The organism is Luteolibacter sp., assembly GCF_058122085.1.
Map to the genome: position 1 here is coordinate 1 of NZ_JBIKBQ010000013.1, position 18,111 is coordinate 18,111.

General features: G+C 59.8%; 20 protein-coding genes. 13 read left to right on the top strand and 7 right to left on the bottom strand.

The features are described 5' to 3' along the window. Window positions 1-114: 114 nt before the first annotated feature. The 6 genes from AC4DF4_RS03365 (at window position 115) to AC4DF4_RS03390 (ending at window position 5,940) form a co-directional block, all read left to right on the top strand. Entirely contained in the window at window positions 115-2,271 is a 2,157-nt protein-coding gene (locus tag AC4DF4_RS03365; protein ID WP_490046702.1) for a type ISP restriction/modification enzyme, read from the top strand. Between the two features lie 160 nt (window positions 2,272-2,431). Continuing rightward, on the top strand, window positions 2,432-2,899 hold the full coding sequence (locus tag AC4DF4_RS03370; RefSeq protein ID WP_490046703.1) for a GxxExxY protein: 468 nt from the start codon (window positions 2,432-2,434) through the stop codon (window positions 2,897-2,899). Continuing rightward, complete coding sequence (gene dinD, locus AC4DF4_RS03375; RefSeq protein WP_490046704.1) at window positions 2,896-3,711, top strand: DNA damage-inducible protein D; 816 nt, start codon at window positions 2,896-2,898, stop codon at window positions 3,709-3,711. Before AC4DF4_RS03370 ends, dinD (AC4DF4_RS03375) begins: the two co-directional genes overlap by 4 nt. After that, window positions 3,708-4,574 (top strand): DNA damage-inducible protein D, encoded by an 867-nt coding sequence (gene dinD / locus AC4DF4_RS03380; protein WP_490046705.1) that lies wholly within the window; start codon window positions 3,708-3,710, stop codon window positions 4,572-4,574. The genes dinD (AC4DF4_RS03375) and dinD (AC4DF4_RS03380) overlap by 4 nt, the downstream gene beginning before the upstream one ends. A gap of 210 nt (window positions 4,575-4,784) precedes the next feature. Then, a complete protein-coding gene (locus AC4DF4_RS03385) occupies window positions 4,785-5,348 on the top strand; it encodes a hypothetical protein (protein WP_490046706.1) in 564 nt (187 codons plus the stop codon). A gap of 13 nt (window positions 5,349-5,361) precedes the next feature. After that, entirely contained in the window at window positions 5,362-5,940 is a 579-nt protein-coding gene (locus AC4DF4_RS03390; RefSeq protein ID WP_490046707.1) for a winged helix-turn-helix domain-containing protein, read from the top strand. Between the two features lie 291 nt (window positions 5,941-6,231). Here the strand turns inward: AC4DF4_RS03390 and AC4DF4_RS03395 are convergent, their stop codons facing one another. The 4 genes from AC4DF4_RS03395 to AC4DF4_RS03410 all read right to left on the bottom strand — a co-directional run bounded on the left by AC4DF4_RS03395 (window position 6,232) and on the right by AC4DF4_RS03410 (window position 8,248). Continuing rightward, a complete protein-coding gene (locus AC4DF4_RS03395) occupies window positions 6,232-6,885 on the bottom strand; it encodes a nuclease-related domain-containing protein (RefSeq protein ID WP_490046708.1) in 654 nt (217 codons plus the stop codon). Window positions 6,886-7,393: 508 nt separating this feature from the next. Further along, window positions 7,394-7,657 (bottom strand): type II toxin-antitoxin system RelE/ParE family toxin, encoded by a 264-nt coding sequence (locus AC4DF4_RS03400; RefSeq protein ID WP_490046739.1) that lies wholly within the window; start codon window positions 7,655-7,657, stop codon window positions 7,394-7,396. A gap of 62 nt (window positions 7,658-7,719) precedes the next feature. Next, entirely contained in the window at window positions 7,720-7,956 is a 237-nt protein-coding gene (locus AC4DF4_RS03405; RefSeq protein WP_490046709.1) for a type II toxin-antitoxin system ParD family antitoxin, read from the bottom strand. A gap of 25 nt (window positions 7,957-7,981) precedes the next feature. Further along, window positions 7,982-8,248, bottom strand: a complete 267-nt coding sequence (locus AC4DF4_RS03410; protein ID WP_490046710.1) for a hypothetical protein — start codon at window positions 8,246-8,248, stop codon at window positions 7,982-7,984. Window positions 8,249-8,559: 311 nt separating this feature from the next. On the opposite strand from AC4DF4_RS03410, the gene AC4DF4_RS03415 reads away from it, so the two are divergent. Both AC4DF4_RS03415 and AC4DF4_RS03420 read left to right on the top strand, forming a co-directional pair. Next, a complete protein-coding gene (locus AC4DF4_RS03415) occupies window positions 8,560-8,859 on the top strand; it encodes a nucleotidyltransferase family protein (RefSeq protein ID WP_490046711.1) in 300 nt (99 codons plus the stop codon). 37 nt (window positions 8,860-8,896) lie between these two features. Then, the gene (locus AC4DF4_RS03420; protein WP_490046712.1) at window positions 8,897-9,187 is read left to right on the top strand and encodes a HepT-like ribonuclease domain-containing protein; all 291 of its coding nucleotides are present in this window, start codon (window positions 8,897-8,899) and stop codon (window positions 9,185-9,187) included. Window positions 9,188-9,380: 193 nt separating this feature from the next. On the opposite strand, the gene AC4DF4_RS03425 is transcribed toward AC4DF4_RS03420, so the two are convergent. After that, window positions 9,381-12,071 (bottom strand): 4-alpha-glucanotransferase, encoded by a 2,691-nt coding sequence (locus tag AC4DF4_RS03425; protein ID WP_490046713.1) that lies wholly within the window; start codon window positions 12,069-12,071, stop codon window positions 9,381-9,383. A 12-nt stretch (window positions 12,072-12,083) separates the two neighbouring features. Beyond that, a complete protein-coding gene (gene trpD / locus AC4DF4_RS03430) occupies window positions 12,084-13,130 on the bottom strand; it encodes an anthranilate phosphoribosyltransferase (protein ID WP_490046714.1) in 1,047 nt (348 codons plus the stop codon). Between the two features lie 160 nt (window positions 13,131-13,290). Here trpD and AC4DF4_RS03435 point away from each other — a divergent pair, with 160 nt between their 5' ends. Next, on the top strand, window positions 13,291-13,569 hold the full coding sequence (locus AC4DF4_RS03435; protein WP_490046715.1) for a hypothetical protein: 279 nt from the start codon (window positions 13,291-13,293) through the stop codon (window positions 13,567-13,569). 5 nt (window positions 13,570-13,574) lie between these two features. On the opposite strand, the gene AC4DF4_RS03440 is transcribed toward AC4DF4_RS03435, so the two are convergent. Continuing rightward, on the bottom strand, window positions 13,575-14,567 hold the full coding sequence (locus AC4DF4_RS03440; protein ID WP_490046716.1) for a hypothetical protein: 993 nt from the start codon (window positions 14,565-14,567) through the stop codon (window positions 13,575-13,577). A 164-nt stretch (window positions 14,568-14,731) separates the two neighbouring features. Between AC4DF4_RS03440 and AC4DF4_RS03445 the strand changes: the two genes are divergently transcribed. The 4 genes from AC4DF4_RS03445 (at window position 14,732) to AC4DF4_RS03460 (ending at window position 18,109) form a co-directional block, all read left to right on the top strand. Further along, the gene (locus AC4DF4_RS03445) at window positions 14,732-15,448 is read left to right on the top strand and encodes an outer membrane lipoprotein-sorting protein (protein ID WP_490046717.1); all 717 of its coding nucleotides are present in this window, start codon (window positions 14,732-14,734) and stop codon (window positions 15,446-15,448) included. A 9-nt stretch (window positions 15,449-15,457) separates the two neighbouring features. Next, entirely contained in the window at window positions 15,458-16,333 is an 876-nt protein-coding gene (locus AC4DF4_RS03450) for a TatD family hydrolase (RefSeq protein ID WP_490046718.1), read from the top strand. After that, complete coding sequence (gene pdxH / locus AC4DF4_RS03455) at window positions 16,288-16,923, top strand: pyridoxamine 5'-phosphate oxidase (protein ID WP_490046719.1); 636 nt, start codon at window positions 16,288-16,290, stop codon at window positions 16,921-16,923. Before AC4DF4_RS03450 ends, pdxH begins: the two co-directional genes overlap by 46 nt. Before the next feature lie 64 nt (window positions 16,924-16,987). Beyond that, on the top strand, window positions 16,988-18,109 hold the full coding sequence (locus AC4DF4_RS03460) for a ThuA domain-containing protein (RefSeq protein WP_490046720.1): 1,122 nt from the start codon (window positions 16,988-16,990) through the stop codon (window positions 18,107-18,109). The last annotated feature ends 2 nt before the right edge of the window (window positions 18,110-18,111 follow it).

Genomic DNA, 18,111 nt, shown 5'->3' on the forward strand with positions numbered 1-18,111 from the left:
GTTGGTTGATTTGAAACGTTTGTTCAAACAGGCGATGTCGGAACATCGCCCGATCAACCAGCACCAATCGATTTTAACATTTTAACGAAAAAAAATCCTCTTCCCGCAGCCGCCATGCCTTCCATTCCAAATTCAAAATCCAACATTCAAAATTTCCCCGACTACTGGAACGAATACGTTCCAAAGGCGCTCCTCCCCCGTCTCCACGCCTACGAACTTATGATGGCGCCCTATGCCATCGCCCACATGAAAATCGGTCTCAAACTCGCCGAGACAGGCTATAATTTTGCCACCGAGGAACGCGCCCGCATCTATCTCACTAACGCCCTCGCACCCTGGCAGAAACAACTCCCGCTCATCGGCTTTGACGCCCTCGCCCACGAAGCGGCTGCCGTGAACGAAATCAAACGGCACAAGCGCTTCACGGTCGTCATCGGCAACCCGCCGTATTCGGCGATTTCGTCAAACCTTACTGCGTCACTGCGGCGCATTGTTGATCCTTTCCGATTCGTGAATGGAGAAAAAATTCGTGAAAAAAGCATGCTTCAGTTCGAAAAGAATATTCAAGATGATTACGTGAAGTTTCTGGCCTTGTCTCAAGCTCAATTGAAAGATGCGGGTTGGGGAATTTGCGGGCTAATTACCAACCACTCATATCTCGATGGTCCTACGCTACGCGGAGTTCGGTGGAATCTGGTATCAGCGTTTCCTCGCTCATGGTTTCTCGACCTCCATGGAAATAGCAACAAAGGGGAAGAGCCTCCTGTGGGAAAAGCTAATGAAAACGTGTTCGACATCAAACAGGGTGTCTCGGTTGCGGTGCTTCTTAAGTCACCGGTTTCGACGACCAATGTAGTTGTAAAGCTCGGCGGACTTTGGGGTGCTCGAACCGAGAAATATGAGGTATTGGCAACTCAAACCGTGCTCACGACAGAATTTGAATCGATCCAACCGAAGGCACCGTATTATTTCCTTGTGCCGCCTGATGGGAGTGAGGGTGCCGCAGAGTGGGAAAGTTGGCCGAGCATTTCGGATGTATTTGGCAAACGATCGACAGGAACGGAAACCGGTTTTGACGATCTACTTGTCGGTTACACCTTCTCCGAACTCAAAACGCGAGTGGCACGCTTCTGCGACCCTTCCGCTTCCGACGGAGAACTCGCTGCAGAATTCGATTTCACGGAAGGACACGCCGCAAAACTGTTCGCGCGACGCCGCGAGTTGAGAACTATCTCGGATAAGGAGTTAAAATCATTTCAACTTCGGGCCTACGATTTCCGCTTCGCTGCGCTCCGCAAAGAGTTGCTGAAGACCAACAGCTTCAACGTGATGTTGGATTTATCAGAGCAAAGCCCGGGGCTCGTGACGACTCGACAGACCAAAGAGAACTTCGCAGCATACGCAGTGAAATCTTTCTGCGGACACAAAGTCACTTCCGGTTACGACCGAAGCTACGTATTCCCTCTGTTTACGAGCGATACCGAGTCACTAATGCCAACGAAAGTTCCGTGCATTAGTCGGCAAGTGTTGCTCCACTTTCACAGGCTTGGTGGATCAACGGAAAAAGGGGCAGAAGATACTCGACTCGCAACAGACGTTTTTAATTACGCTTTGGCAGTAATGAACGCTTCGGCCTACGCGGCGATGTTTCATTCACAGTTGAAGCGAGATTTCCCGCGCCTGCCGTTGACCGGGAACCTGGAGCTGTTCCGCGCGCTGGCCCGGCTCGGCGGCGAACTCACCGCCCTGCACCTGCTGGAATCGCCCAAGCTCGCCCAGCCCATCACCGAATTCATCTGGGGAGCACACGCGCCCTCGCGTGTGGTTTCCGGCGCCCTCGCCGGAAACATTTCTCCGTCCGCCGATCCAACCGCGAACCACATCACCAGTCCTGCGGAGTCGTCGTCCGCGAGGGCGCGAACGACAGCACGCGAGGGCGCATGCGCTCCCCTTGTCACTCGCATTGGCTGGTCTGACAACACGGTCTGGATCGATGCCCCGGCCAAGAAGAAAGACGTGGACCAAGCCCCCGGCACCATCGGCTTCCGCGGCGTCCCCGAAGCCGTCTGGAACTTCCACATCGGCGGCTACCAAGTCTGCCAGAAATGGCTCAAGGACCGCAAAGGCCGCACCCTGACCGACGAAGACATCGCCCACTACCACAAGATCGTCATCTCCCTCACCGAAACCATCCGCCTCATGGCCGAGATCGACCAAGTCATCGAAACCCACGGCGGCTGGCCAGGAGCCTTTTCAGTATCTCCGATATGAAAGAGGAAATGACGTTTATTCAGCCGTCTCCCTCGGCGGATGTGAATGACTCACGCGAAGGCGCGAAGCCGCGAAGAGAAGACAAAGATATCGATTTTTGCTTTTCTTCCTTCGTGTCGTCGCGGCTTCGCGTGAAAATTGATTTTTCAGCAATCAAACCATGGACGATACATCCCAAGAAAAAAAACAGCCACGGAACATCGAGGAGCTTTCCGCCATTGTGGTAGATTGCGCTTACAAACTTCATGTGGAGGCTGGTCCAGGTTTATTGGAAACAGTCTATGAAGTGGTATTGGCGAAAATGCTGGAGGAACGAGGTCTGCGTGCAAAACGGCAGGTTTCCGTCCCCATCGACCTGATGGGGCTAAAATTCGACGAAGGCTTTCGTGCCGACCTCCTCGTTGAGGATCTGCTCTTGATCGAGCTGAAGTCCGTTGAAAACCTATCCCCCGTTCACTCGAAACAGGTTCTCACCTACCTTCGCCTACTTGACCTACCCCTCGGGCTGCTCATCAACTTCGGAGCCGCTACCTTCAAGGAAGGCTGCAAACGCATCGTGAGAGATCACAAAGACTTCGCGTCTTCGCGCCTTCGCGTGAACCAAAATCCAGAAGATCTCACCTTATGAGCGAAGAGCTCACACCCTTTGAATCCATCCGCCGGACGAACCCCGCCGGCAACGAATTCTGGTCCAGCCGCGACTTTGCCAAGGTGCTCGGCTACGTCAATTACCGTCACTTTGAGGCCGTCATCGCGAAGGCCAAAACCGCCTGCATCAACAGCGGTCAGCAGGTGGAGGATCATTTCGTCGGATCCGACCAAATGATCGAAATCGGCAAGGGTGGCCAGCGGGCGGTGCAAGCGGTGATGATGTCCCGTTACGCCTGCTACCTCGTCATTCAGAACGCCGATCCCGCCAAGGAAATCGTGGCACAAGGTCAGACCTACTTCGCCATCCAGACCCGGCGGCAGGAATTGAGCGACGAGGAAGTGGAAGAACAACGCCGCCTCTCCATCCGCGCGGACCTGCGTTCCCACAACAGCCAACTCGCCGATGCTGCGAAGGACGCAGGAGTCATCGAACCCCGCGACTACGCCATCTTTCAAAACCACGGCTACATAGGCCTCTACGGCGGACTCGGCGCGCAGGACATTCACCGCCGCAAAGGCCTGAAAAAGAGCGAACAAATCCTCGACCACATGGGCAGCACCGAACTGGCCGCCAACCTCTTCCGCGCCACCCAGGCCGAGGACAAACTCCGCCGCGAGAAGATCACCGGCAAAGACAAAGCCAACCAAGCCCACCGTGAAGTCGGAGCCAAAGTTCGCCAAACCATCAAGGAACTCGGCGGCACCATGCCCGAGGAACTGCCCACGGTGAAGAGCATCAAAAAGCTCGAATCAAAACAGCGGAAGACCCTCAAGAAACCGAAGCCATGAACAAAGACCTCATCATCCGTATGCAGGGCCAGTTTGATCAACTGGTGCAGCTTCACCCAGAGGAGTCGGGCTTGGAATTCTGGTTTGCCCGGGACTTGCAGGAACCCCTCGGCTATGTCCGCTGGGAGAACTTCCTCACCGCCATTCAGCGCGCCATCGAGTCCTGTAAGACCACGGGATATGAGCCGGGGCATCATTTTCGTGGCGTCACGAAATTGATCACCCACGGCAAGGGTGGGCAGCGTGGGATCGAGGATTTCATGCTCACCCGCTACGCCTGCTACCTCATCGCCCAGAATGGCGACCCGAGGAAGGAGCCCATCGCCTTTGCCCAGAGCTACTTTGCCGTGCAGACGCGCAAGCAGGAGTTGATCGAAGAGCGGATGCAGCTCATGGGCCGGCTGGAGGCCCGCGAGAAACTCCGTGCGTCCGGAAAGGCCCTTTCCGACAATATCTTCGAGCGCGGCGTGGACGACGCCGGGTTTGGCCGCATCCGCTCCAAAGGCGATGCCGCTCTCTTCGGCGGGCACACCACGCAGGCGATGAAGGACAAGTTTGGCATCACCCAGACAAGGCCGCTGGCTGACTTCCTCCCCACGCTGACCATCGCCGCCAAGAACCTCGCCACGGAGATGACCAACCACAACGTTCAGCAGGCTGATCTCCAGGGAGAGCCATCCATCACTCGTGAGCACATCCAGAACAACACCAGCGTCCGCCAGATGCTCGGAGAACGCGGTATCCAACCGGAAACTCTGCCACCGGAAGAAGATATCAAAAAACTGGAACGCCGCGTCAAAACCGAGGAGAAGAAACTGGAGAAGCGGGCGGGTCGCTTGCCGAAGGAGGGAGGGAAGCCATGAGCCAGCAATCCATCCTCACAGCCTACGCCCCCGAGGCCAGCGCCGCCCAGCAGCGCGACTACCTCACCCACCTCCACCAGACGCTCAACGCCCCCAGCCCCCAGCCACCCCATCCGCAACCGCCTCCTCCGCCTCACCGCCGACAGCCCCGACCTCCTCGCCATCATCAAGCAAGAGGGGAAAGTTTAATCCATCGCCAAGGAAATACCCATGCTAAACGATCTGCCACCTCGGTTCTTTTGTGATTTCACGGTTCCTCCAGCGCAGGATGGAGCACCTTCTTCCGATGAATACGAAGCGTATGTCCATTGGCTGGCAGACTGTCTCTTTCAAAAGGAACTGCCACTTTCCCAAGATCAGCAGGACTGGCTTCACCGAGCGAACCGCACCCCACGGGGTGTCATTTTCGAGTGTTCTGACAGCTACGGCTTTGGCGTAAGTGACCTTGAGTTCGTCGAATCTCATTTTGGACCAGACCAAACCTATCCGCAGTGGCAGTCCCGGATGCGGGAGGAGTGGAAAAATTTCTATCCCACTGCCGAAGATCGCGAAGAAAACCCATTCGACGAATGGCAGCCACTTTCCGAGGAAGTTTACCTCCGCTTGCATCGTGAGTGGCAGCAGGGAATAGAAACCGGGCAAGAGTGGGAATCCGTGGACATCCCGTTCCGGTCCCTGCTCGGTTGGGCAATCCGGCAGATCCCTGAGCATGAGGAACGCTTCAAGGAGCTGGATTTCTACTTTCAGAATTTCCACGAAACAGCGCGTAAATGATGAACACCAAAATATGAACCCCCAACCCGATCAAAACGACGTATCCACTGCCCTGGGGTTACTCCGCGACTCCCTTTCCGAAGAAGAGCAACGCATCCGCAACGAAGGAGCCAAGGCCATGCAGGGCGGCGACTACGACACCGCCGCCTCCGTCATTGAATTCGCCAAGCGCCTGATGGCCTTTGAGAAGAAGGTGGAGAGCCTGGTCGCGGAATGGGATGAGCTGGAAGACCTCCGTGATTCCGCCAGCCCGGCGGTGCAGGAGATCGTGAGCAAGAAGTTCTTCGGCAAGCGGAAGAAAGGCGAAGTCACACCGCACACCGCGTTCTATCAGGCGATTCTTGAGTCCTTGGTGGAAATGGGAGGAAGCGCCAAGACCCGCCTCGTTCTCGACCGTGTGGGAGAGAAGATGAAGGGCGTCCTGAAACCCATCGACTACGCCGTGCTTCCTTCCGACGGCAAATCCATCCGCTGGCGCAACTCCGCCCAGTGGGCGCGCAACACCATGGTCAACGAAGACGGCCGGATGAAAAAGACCAAGAACGGGATCTGGGAGATTTCCGAGAAAGGCCGGAAGTGGCTTCACAGCTAAGATGCAAACTAAGCCACCGCACAAACCGGTCCCGTCATCGCTCCCAACCTCTCAGTAAACTCATTCCTCCCCGAAGCTGTGATCATTAGCCGCTCCTTCGCCCGGGTCATGCCGACGTAGAGGAGTTTCATGTTCTAGGCGGCCTGGGTTTCCGAGGATTCGATTTGGCCGAGGCCGATGAAGGAGAGAGACACAAGGCTTGAAGACACAAGACGCAAGCCCCTCCTTCGCAAACGCTACGGCGGGGCAGGCTGGAGAGCTTTGCGCTTGAGGAAGAGTCATGCGAGGGATTCAGCTCCTGTGTGTCTGAATTCCCGCAAGGTGGGCGCGGGAGGCTTCTTTCTGGTCGGTTGAAAGAATGAGAGAAGAAAGACTCAGATTGACTTTTTCTATCGTGGATGGATCAAGAAGGATAGCGGTGTGGTCTCTGATCCATGAGTGCAAACCCCGGTTGATAACGTTGGGCGGCATTTCGGTTTTGAACTCGGCCTCGCCAATGAAAAAGACGACGGGACGAAAGCGGTTTTCAGGAAGGCCTAGAAACGCCATCAGGGCTCGGATGTGTAGTCGGTTTTGGTGCAGCGGATTTTGAAACCGATTTTTGGAGCGGTAGATCTGCTGCGTCCACTGGCGTTGTTTTTCGGAACCGAAGATCCAACCTTTGTAGTTCTTGGTCTCGATGACGAAAATACCATAGGGGGAGACGACGACGTGGTCGATCTGCGTGCTGCCCTGCCCGTCAGGGCGGGGTAGATAGAGATCATGAAAATTCCGATAGAACTCGGGGTCGAGCTTGTCCAACACGGCATGGTTGACGATGGCCTCGCCGATTCGTCCCTTAACTCTCGGTGAGGCGAGGATTTTGAAGAGGAGGTAAAAGCCGAATAACACGGCGAAGCCGGGCCAGTTGGAAAAAAGGGGGCCAAGAAAAAGGAGGACGATCATGGATCAAAACTATCGAACCGCAGCTGCGGATAGAAGGCTGAAGAATCCCGCGATGACGTAGGGGGGGGGGGCGGAGGGGGGCATTGAACATCGAACATCGAACGCTCAACATCGAACATTGAAGTGAAGAGTTCGCCTGCGGCGGGGGAAGGTGAACATCGAACGCTCAACATCGAACATTGAAGTGAAGAGTTCGCCTGCGGCGGGTTGGCCGATGGTCGGGGAGGACTCGGAGCGAGACGCTCCGGCAACGGTCTGGCGCGAGACGCGCCAGCCACTTTTTGACTCTGCGCCCCTCTCTGCGATCTCTGCGCCTCCGCGTTTCGCTTCTCCCGCTCAAGAACCCATCGTCCCGGCTTTGCGTCCCTTTGCGACCTCCGCGGCTCTGCGGCTAGTATTTCTTGAATGAGCCTCCGGCGGGAGAATGTGAAGTGGGCGGACCGGGGATGGCTCGGAGCGGGACGCTCCGACAACGGTCTGGCGCGAGACGCGCCAGCCACTTTTCCGCCTATCCCTCAGGATCTTCCAGTATGCGGTTAGGAAGATCCCGCGCCCCGTGCATGACGCGTTCGATACGAAGAGTATCGCTTTCCATATAAAAGAGCAGGTGGCAGTCAAAAGGTCTTTTTACCTGAATACTACGAATGTGAGTGAGTTCGGGGGCCTGAAAGTGGCGGCGGTGCCCCAAGCCTGGCCACTCGGCGATCCGGAGAACGGTTTCATGCACGGCCAGCAGATAGCATTCGGCCACGTCGAGGTCGGCATTTTCCAGATATCAACGGTATTGCAGGGTCATGTCCTGCTCCGCCCGCAGGGCAATCGATACTTCCAGGCTCATGCGATGGAGCGGGCGTTCTGGCGGATGCGATCCATGACAGAGGCATCATAACGCTGATGCGGAGAATGAACCCCTTCGAGGATGGCCGCTTCCAGTGCAAGAGATTCGTCGAAATCCTGCCGTTCGAGAACACGCAAGGCCTCACGGACCACATCCCCTTCGTCGGCATAACGACCGGTGTGGACGAGACGATCCACAAGCTGGTTCAGCGCGGGCTGAAGGGTGACTGTCATAGGAGGATCGTAGTCCGCGGCCGGATTATGTCCAGATCGGGATCGCGATGGTTTCACGACCGTTCTCGCTGCCAATCCTCCCACTTTGCATTGGACGGCCCGTAGCCGATGGTTTCCTCGCGGAGATGCCGTTGCTGAGCTCCATCGCCACCGCACCCGGCGTGCGGCCGATGCGCATGGCGAGATCGACAATGACCGGCTGCTTGCCATCGAACTGCCCGAAGCGAAGTTTGAGGTAGAGATTGAGGACGATGAGGAGATGGTCCCGGGTCCGGCGATTTCCGGCTGCCATGACTGACGCTGATCCAGGCATGCGTTGGAAAGCCAGCCAGGCTTTCCACAGGTCCACATCCGCAGCGCATGAGCCAGATTCTCCCGCTTTCCTTGAGCGAGGCCGACATCGGCGTGAATTGCACCCCAGGCGCGAAGCATTGGCGTTTCCGCCGTCGCGGGGAGTCAGGGCGGACCGGGCCGGCTCGCGCCCTGCCGGGGGGACTCGGACCGAGACGCTCCTTGGGACGGTCTGCGGCGGGACGGCGGAGCCACTTGGGCGGGGTTTTATTCGCGGGTTGATCGGGTGGGGAAAACGTGCCAGCCTCCAGCATGAACGCTGCGGTTATCCCTTCCTCAGGAAGTCTCAGGGCTTATTGCCAAGCCCACGCGATTTCGCGGCTGCGCTTGTTTGGATCGGCGGTCCGGGGCGACTTTGATCCGCAGCGGAGCGATGTGGATTTGTTGGTGGAATATGAACCGGGAAGACATCCGGGCTTGGAGCATTTCCGGATTGCAGAGGAATTGTCGGAGCTCTTCGGCCGCAAGGTGGACTTGAACACCCCGGCGATGCTAGGTCGGCATTTGGCGAAAGTTTTGCCGGAGGCTAGATTGCTGTATGGCGAGGCGTGATCCACTGGCGACGCTGCGGCAAATGCGCTCGTTCGCGGTGGAAGCCTTCGAACTCGCGGCGACTGGCAGTCGGGCGGCGCTGGATGACGATCTGGGTTTTCGCCGTCATGCGGAAAGGGTGGCGGAATTGATCGGAGAGGCGGCGACTCGATTACCTGAGGAGCTGAGAGAGGCCTGGCCGGAAGTGCCATGGAGGCAGATCATCAGTATGAGGAATTGGTTGATCCACGGCTACGATGGAATCGACGCGGAAATCCTCTGGGACGTGTTGGATTTACGAAGCCGGGAACTGATCGTGCAACTGGATGAGATCATCGAAGTGGCATAGGCGGAGGGGAATAGGCGGAGGGGAATAGCGAACCTCGAACGCCCAACATCGATGGGAAGAGAAGCGGGTGTGCTGGAGTGCGGGGGCACGACCCCGCTTTCTCACTGGCCGACATGTCGGCCAGTGAGAAGCTCCGACCTGTCGGAGCAGTCCGGATAGAGGGGATGCGCGGGCGCGCGGAAAAAACTCCGCCTCAGCGGCCGGCGGCGTGGATCAGGCGGCGGAGGTTGCGGTTGAGGTCCTTGGCGGTGGCGAGTTGGTCCAGCCCGAGGTGCATCCGGTAGCGCCAGTAGAACGGCATGATCGCCGGGACGTTGATCCGCTCGGCGTCCGGGTCCGGGTGGCGGATGGATTCGTCGATCGCGAGCAAGTCCTGAAGCGGGAAAATCGCCCACATCGCCGGGGATTGCAGGTGCTGCCAGAGGATCCGGCTGGCGAGTTCTCCCGAGAGCTCGGAATCCGGAAAGGCGATGCCGAACGACTGCCAGGCGAATCTCGATGTCACCTGGAAATCCTCCCGCCACCATGCGCGCAGCGTGGACATGTCGTGGGTGGACGGGCTAACGACGCTCATGTAGGGCGCGTTCTGCGGATTGAAGAACTCGGTCTCATGGGTCTTCGGCATGCGCTGGATTTCCAACGAGAGGATGCCGAGGTCCTTGAGCACTGCCGGCACGCAGGCGGGAACCATGCCGAGGTCCTCGCCGCAAAGCAGCATCGGGCTGGCCCTCCGCATCGCGGGCAGTTTCTCGTAGCCGCGGGCCTGCCAGAAATCCTCCTGCCGCCGGTAGAAATAGTCGTTGTACAACTCCTCCACGCGCCGGCGGTCTTCCGTGCCAAGTTCCCGATAGGAAAAAGTCGTCTGCATCGAGCAGCGCGGGTGGAACAGCGTGCCGTTCGAGTCGGGCACTTCGAAGAACAGCACGTCGCTCGCGCAGTCCAGCAAGCCGCCCTGGATCCAGTCGTCGGATGGCTCGTCCGCGAAGTAATCGACGATCCGGCGCTGGGTGGCGACCTGCTCGCGCAGTTGGAAAAAGCCATCGCCGCAATCGTTGAGAAAGCGGCTTTTCACATACTCCGCGCCGTCGCCGAAGCGCTCCCACAGGAAGTGCTCGCGGATGTAAGGGCGGCAAAAGCGGCTGTAGTCGAAGTCGATCCCCCGCTCGCGGATCTCGTCGATGTGGATCGGCACCGCCGGATCGAAGTGGCCCATGATGCCCTCGACGTGATCGTGCGGCACCTGCCAGATCCGGAAAAACCCGAGGATGTGGTCGATTCGATAGGCGTCGAAATAACGGCTGAGCTGCGCGAACCTGGAACGCCACCACGCGTAGTCGTCCTTCTGCATGATTTCCCAGTCATAGGTGGGAAACCCCCAGTTCTGGCCTTTCACCGCGAAGGCGTCCGGCGGCGCGCCGGCCTGCGCGTCCATCTTGAACAAGTGCGGAGCGGACCACGCGTCCACCGAATGGCGGTCGATGCCGATCGGCAGATCGCCCTTGAGCGCGACTCCATGGCCGTTCAAATGGCGCACCGCATCGGTGAGCTGCTGGTCGAGTTCGGATTGCAACCAGAGATGATAGGCGATCTCCGGCCACTCCGGTTGGCCCGGATCGGTCAACGCATGCACCCGCTCCCGGTCGAATGCCGACCACTCCTCCCAGCGGCTGAAATCGGCGCTGCCGTAGTGGTCGCGCTTCACGCAGAACACGGCATAGGGAATCACCCACTCGCCATTGACTGCTAGAAACTTCCTGAACGCCGCGTCGGCAAGGATCGCCGCGCGGTGCTTGGCGAAAATCTGACGGGTGAGCCGGGTTTTCACCCGCATCACCGCCTCGTAATCGACCTGTTCAAGCGGGTTGAGCTGGTCCCGCGCCGCGCTGAGTTCCTTCTTGAAGGCGGCGGGCATCGCGTAAGCCAAATCGTCGATCCGCAGATAGAGCGGGTGCAGCGCGAACACGCTGATCGCCGAATACGGATAGGAATCCTTCCAGTCGTGCGCCGAGGTGGTGTCGTTGACCGGCAGGATCTGGATGAGTTTCAGGCCCACGCCCGCCGCCCAGTCCGCCAGCAGCTTGAGGTCCGCGAACTCGCCGACGCCGAGGCTTTTCGCGCCGCGCAGCGAGAACACCGGCACCGCCACGCCCGCGCCGCGGAACAGTCCGTCGAGGTCGCGGCGGTAGCATTCATCGCTCACTTTCGTCCGCTGGCGGGCACCCATGAAGCGGGATGGCAGGATCCGGTTTTCGCCGAGCTCCAGGCTCACGACGCATTGCAGCGCGGGGTCGAACAGGCCGTATTTATACTCGATGTGCCAGTCCACCGGCAGATAGAGATTTTTCCGCCAGACGTTGGGTGCCGTTTCCTCAAGCGGAACGGCCGAATGCCAGCCCCAGCCGCCGATCTCATCGACACTTCCAATCAGGCAAGGCGCCTGTCCGGCCGGCACCGCCGCCATCCGCAGCTGGAACGAATGGTTGGCGTTCTCCGGAGTTTCAAGTTCCGCAAACGGCCTGCGGGCGGGCTGCACCGCGAGAAACGCGTTGGTCTCGAACGCGTAGTCCACCGTGCCCGCCGAGCACCAGGAATCCAGCAGCAGCAGGGCGTCGTGCGCGGTGAGATCAACCTCGGTGGTCCGCGGTCCGTGCCACTCGTCGAGCTTCACCCCGTTGGAGGACTGGCGGAGCTGGTAGTCGTATTCCAACAGGAAACGGCCCGCGCCGTGGACTTCCACGCGCACTTCCCACTGCTGGTCGTTGATCCAGTGCAGCGGCACGACTTGGTCGAAACGCACTCCATTTTCATCCAGCACGGTCGAGTATTTCAACCACAGCGACTGACCGGGAACGGTGTGATAATTCAGGCGGAAAACGATGTTCATGGGTGACGGGTATCAGACTTGCGAGGCCTTTTGCAGCAGCCGGAGACGTTCCAGCGCGGCACCGCTTGAGATCATTTCCCGGGCGATCCCGATGCCGTCGCCCATGTTGTCGGCGAGTCCGGCGCAGGCCAGCGCGGCGCCGGCGTTCATGAGCACCATGTCGCGCTTCGGCCCGGTTTCGCGGCCTGAGAGGATGGATTCGAGGATCGCGGCGTTCACTTGGGCATCGCCACCCTGAAGATCTTCCACCTCGCAGTGCTTGAGGCCGAAATCGCGCGGCCGGACCTCCCCGTCTTCCTGGTCTTGAAACAGACCGGACTTACAAATCCGCGTCGAGCCCATCAGGCTGACTTCATCCACCGAGCGGCCGTCGCCGGTGGTGCCGTGGACGACCCACGCGCTCTCGCGGCCGAGACGCTGGAGGATTTCCGAAAACGCCGGGCAGAGGTCGCGGTTGAAAACCCCGACGAGCTGGCATTGCGGGCGGGCCGGATTGAGCAGCGGCCCGATCAGGTTGAAAATCGTCTTCACGCCCTTGGCCGCGAGCGATTTCCGCACTGCGGCGACCGACTTGAACGCCGGATGATAGAGCGGCGCGAACATGAAGCCGAGCCCGGCCTTCTCGACGCAGCTCCGGAAATCATCGGCCGGCAAATCAATGCGCACGCCCAGCGCTTCGAGCACGTCCGCGCCGCCGCTCTTCGAGGTGATCCCGCGGTTGCCGTGCTTCACGACCACCGCTCCGGCCGCGGCGGCGATGAACATCGCTGTGGTCGAAACGTTGAAAAGATCGAGCTGGTCGCCGCCCGTGCCGCAGACGTCGAGCGTCGGGCCGTCGAGCTCGATCAGGCCGAGATGCGGATCGACCGCGTGTTCGAGGAAAGCCTCCACGAAGCCGGCGATTTCCTCCGGAGTCTCGCCTTTAAGCGCCAGAGCCTCCAACAGGTGCGCCTTTTTGGCATCCGGCGCGGCGGGGTCGAGCAAGAGCGCGGCAGCCACGGCGATCTCCCGCGAACTGAGCTCCTGCTTTTCTTCGAGATGGTGAATCAAGGCGTCCATGGCCGGAAGCTACACGCGCGGCCGATCCCCTGCCAGAACGAACGATGAAATGTCAGACCGGCCGGCCGTCTTCGAAATCCGGGGATTTTTTCCAATCCGCAGCATTCGCGTTGATTCCCGGCCGTTTGCGGTGAAATTTCAGGTCGCAGCCATTCGCATCATGACCACCCCATCTCAAGCCATCGAAGTCGAAGTCGTCGAGATCGATGGAGCCGCGCCGCCCGCGAGATTTGAAACCCCGGAGGCATCCGCGCCGCGTCAATTCTGGCAGGCGAACTGGCAGGGCCTCGCCCTCAAACTCGACAGCCGCTGGTGGCCGCTGTGGGTGCTGCTCGGAGCAGTGGCCGTCGTGCTACTGCTCACCGTCGGGCTTGTCGTCGGGATCGTTTTCGTGATTTTCCGCATCCTGCGCGAGCTCATCCGGGCGGTCGTCCGCTGAGCGGATCAATCGTCTTTGAATGCCTCCGCCCGCCGCCCGTCGATGCAGCGGGTCAGCCACAGCACGAGTTTCTCGGCTTCCTCGGACTCGTTGCGCATCGAGCTGAGCGCCGCCCAGTCGAGATGCGGCCGGGACTTGGGTCCGACGATCCGGTTGAAGTCGAGTTTCGCCATGATCGCCTCGGTTTCGCGAGGGTGGGCGTTGAGAATGTTCGCCGGCCGCGGGAGCTCGTCGAGATCCTCCGCCGTCAGGCCGAATGACGTCACGCCCACGCCGAAAGTCGCGCCCAAGCGGCGCAAACTGTCTGCCAGCGCCTCGTCCTCGATGGGTGCCGCGTAAACCAATTCGCCGCCCTGCGCCCACATCGAGACCGCCAGCGTTTGGAAAAAATCCTCGCGGTAAGTTTGCAGCGAAGGCTGGATTCGAAGCCGCGCCGCGTGCAGCCGGAAGGGCGGAATCCCCAGCCGTTGCTTGAAGGAAAGCATCGTTTCATCCAGCGTCATTTCCTCGTCCGCCGTGCCGCCGGTTTCCCAATCGACCAGCACTAGCTCGGGATATTTCCACAGGTTGCTGATCGGAGATTCCTTGCCAAAAGCCTGCCGGAACGCGAAAGGAAAGCGGCCGTTGATTTCAAAATAGCGCGTCACCACCGCCCGGAACTTGCGAATCCGCAGCATCGTGCCATCGACCATGTCCTGGTCTGCCGTCGTTAGATCGTCGAGCCGTCCCTGGGTCAGCGCCATGAGTTCCTGCGCCCCGGAAAGCGCCGGCAGCGGCGCGCTGCGGCGGTAGTAGCCCTGGCCTTTTTCCACCTTCGCGATCGGCGAGGCCGGGTCGCACGACATGATCGAGAAATGATAACGCAGCGAGGCGTCGGAGTAGTTGCCGGTCAGCTGCAAGCGGGTCAGCCGGATCAACTCGGTCCCCTTGATCGAATCGGAGGGATTTCCCGGAAGTAAGGCGGGGAGAATGTCTGACAGCTGCTTGCGGAGACTCATAGGGGGTTGCAACGACTCATGCGTGGTGGCCATCCAATTCACCCGCCCCCGGATCATCAAGCCCCAAAAAATCCATTTTAAAAATTACCCGTGCGCGGCGGCGCTTTTTTGAAGGAATCCACCGCAAAGCTTGTCCAATCCGGCGATTTATCCATCCTGCGCCCATGAATTTCAAATCAACCATCCTCGCCGTCGCCCTGATTGCCAGCGCTCACGCCCAGCAGCCCAGCGCCCAACAAATCCTCGAAGGCGCACGCATTTCCGCCACCCTCACCCGGCTCGACGAGGGGCTCAGCGGCAACCTCCGCAAGGGCAACAGCAACACGCCCATCACGCTCTTCCTCAAGGGCAAGGACATCCAGTTCCAGTTCTCCGAGAACAAGGGGCCGTGGCGGATCTTCCACATGCGCATCGGCGACGAGGCCTTCAACCTGTTTGAAATCGCCGACGGCAAGACCACCGCCTTCCCCGCGGAGAAAATCGTCCAGCCCATCGCCGGCACCGACCTCACTTACGAGGACCTCGCCCTGCGCTTCTTCTACTGGCCCGATCCCAAGCTCGAAGCCACCGAAGACGTCGGCGGGCAGTCCTGTTATAAACTCCGGATCGACAAACCCAAAGGCTCCACCGGCCGCTACGAGGTCGTTTACGTGTGGATCCACACCAAGTTCGGCGCGTTCATGCGCATCCGCGGCCACGACAAAAACGGCGGGCTGGTGAAGGAATTCCAAGTCGAGGACATCATGAAAGTCGCCGACAAGGTCTGGACACTGCGCAAAATGCAAGTCGCCACCTGCGACCCCGCGAGCGGCCGCCGCGTTTCCATCACCGACGTCACCTTCGACAGCCCGAAAAAAGCCGGCCCGCGCGGCGTGCGCTAGCCCCGCCTCATGCTCCGCTGGACCGACTCCCACAACCATCTCCAAGACTCGCGGCTCGGAGATCCCGGCCAGCTCATCGCCGCGATGAAACAGGCCGGCGTCGCCCGCTGCGTGGTCAACGCCACCCGCGAGGCGGACTGGCAGGCGGTGGCAAACATGGCAGCCACCGAGCCGGATCTGATCCTTCCCGCCTTCGGTATCCATCCGTGGCACGCCCACACGGCAAGCACCGACTGGCAGGACAGGCTCGCCTCGCTGTTGGAAGAGCATCCGCAAGCCTCCATCGGCGAATGCGGGCTCGACTCATCGATCACCACGCCGCCGTTGGAAATCCAGCACCCGATATTCATCCAACAACTCCAACTCGCCCGCAAGCTGGACCGCCCGCTCACCATCCATTGCCTCAAGGCGTGGGGCGCGCTGTTCGACGCTTTTTCAGAAGCACCGCCGCCATCGAGATTCCTCATGCACTCGTTCGGCGGCTCCATCGAGACCGCCCGCCGCCTGATCCCGCTCGGCGCGTTCTTTTCTTTTTCCGGCCACTTCCTGCACCCCCGGAAATCCGCCGTCCTCGACGTCTTCCGCCAGCTCCCGCCCGACCGCATTCTGCTGGAAACCGACGCGCCCGACATGCTCCCGCCGCCACAACTCATCACCCATCCCCTGCCGGAAAACCTCAACCACCCGGCGAATTTACCCGCCATCGGCCAAGCCCTCGCCGCAGCGCTCGGGATGGCCCCGGAGACGCTTGCGGAAACCACCCGCTTGAACGCGCGGCGCTGCTTCGGTTTCGACTTCTCATCCTTGCACGGATCGGGCCGCGCGGTTACGACTCCGCCATGGACCTCGCTGATTTCCGCAAAGAATACTCCGACCGTGGCCTGAAGCGTGAGGAAATGCACGCCGACCCGGTCGCCCAGTTTTCCACCTGGTTTTCACAAGCCACCGAACTCCACCTGCATGAGCCGAACGCGATGACGCTCGCCACCGTAGACGAGACCGGCATGCCCTATCAGCGCACGGTCCTGCTGAAATACTACGACACGGACGGCTTCGTGTTCTTCACCAACTACGGCAGCCGCAAGGCCATGCAAATGGCACAGAACCCGTGCGTGAGCCTGCTCTTCCCATGGATCACGCTGGAGCGCCAGGTGATCATCCAAGGCATGGTGGAGAAAATCAGCACCGCCGAGTCGCTCAAGTATTTCGCCTCCCGCCCGCGCGAGTCCCAGATCGGCGCGTGGGTTTCCAACCAGAGCGAAGTCATCACCTCACGGAAATTCCTGATGCAGAAACTCGCCGAGATCCGCGAAAAATTCAGCCACGGCGAGATTCCCCTGCCCTCTTTCTGGGGCGGCTACCGGGTGAAGCCGCAGATGATCGAGTTCTGGCAGGGCGGCCCCGCGCGGCTGCACGACCGCCTCCTCTACCGCCGCGCCGACGGCGGATGGAAAATCGAGCGGCTCTCACCGTGATCTGGATTTTTCACGTGAAACCGGTGAAAGACTCAGCCGTGGTCCGCGTATCCGGGGCAGTCACATGATCAAAGCCGCCAATTCCCGCACCCTTTTCGCGTCACTCGCCGCCCTCATCCTCGGCAGTGCATCCGGCCACGCCGCCGACTGGCTGACGCTCCCTGCCAAACCCGGCACCTCCAACGGCAAAAAGATCGTCCTCGTTGCCGGCGACGAGGAATACCGCAGCGAGGAGTCCTGCCCGATGCTCGCCAAGATCCTCAGCCAGAAATACGGCTTCGACTGCGTCGTGCTCTTCCCCATCAACCCGGACGGCGGCTACGTCGATCCGAATTTCCAGAAGAACATTCCCGGCACCGAGACACTCGACTCCGCCGACCTGATGATCATCGGCACCCGTTTCCGTCAGTTGCCGGATGAGCAGATCGCCCGCTTCGCCGCATATCTGAATGCCGGCAAGCCCGTCATCGGCTTCCGCACCGCCACCCACGCCTTCAACGGGCCGGCCAAAACCGGCGATTTCAAGTGGGCGGATTTCGGCATCAACATTCTCGGCGAAAAATGGGTCAACCACCACGGCGAGCACAAAGTGGAAGGCACGCGCGGCGTGATCGAAGCCGCCAATGCCAAACACGAGATCCTCAAGGGAGTCGGCGAGATTTTCGCCACCACCGATGTTTACGGCATCAAGAACCTCGACCAAAACGCTACAACCATCCTGCTCCGCGGCGCGGTCACCAAGACACTCGACCCGGCATCGAAGAACCTGGAAGGCCCGAAAAACAACCCGATGATGCCGCTTGCCTGGCTCCGCGAATACACCGCTCCTAACGGCACGACCAAAGGCAAGGCCTTTTGCACGACGCTCGGCGCCAGCACCGACTTCGCCGATGAAAGCCTCCGCCGCATGATCGTCAACGCCTCGCTCCATCTCACCGGTTTGAAAGTCCCGGAGAAAGCGGAGGTCGGCTACATCGACCCGTTTCAACCGACCCAGTATAGCGCAATCGGTGCCAAGGACTACTACAAGAACCTCAATCTCAAGCCCGCCGACTACGGACCCGGCAAGAGCCCTGCCACCGGACTTCCCGGCAATCCGCCAAAGACTGAAACCGAGGACGCTCAAAAAAAAACTCTGACCCCGAGCGGCACGCCCCGCACGACGAGCCCGCAACCGCCACAATAGCC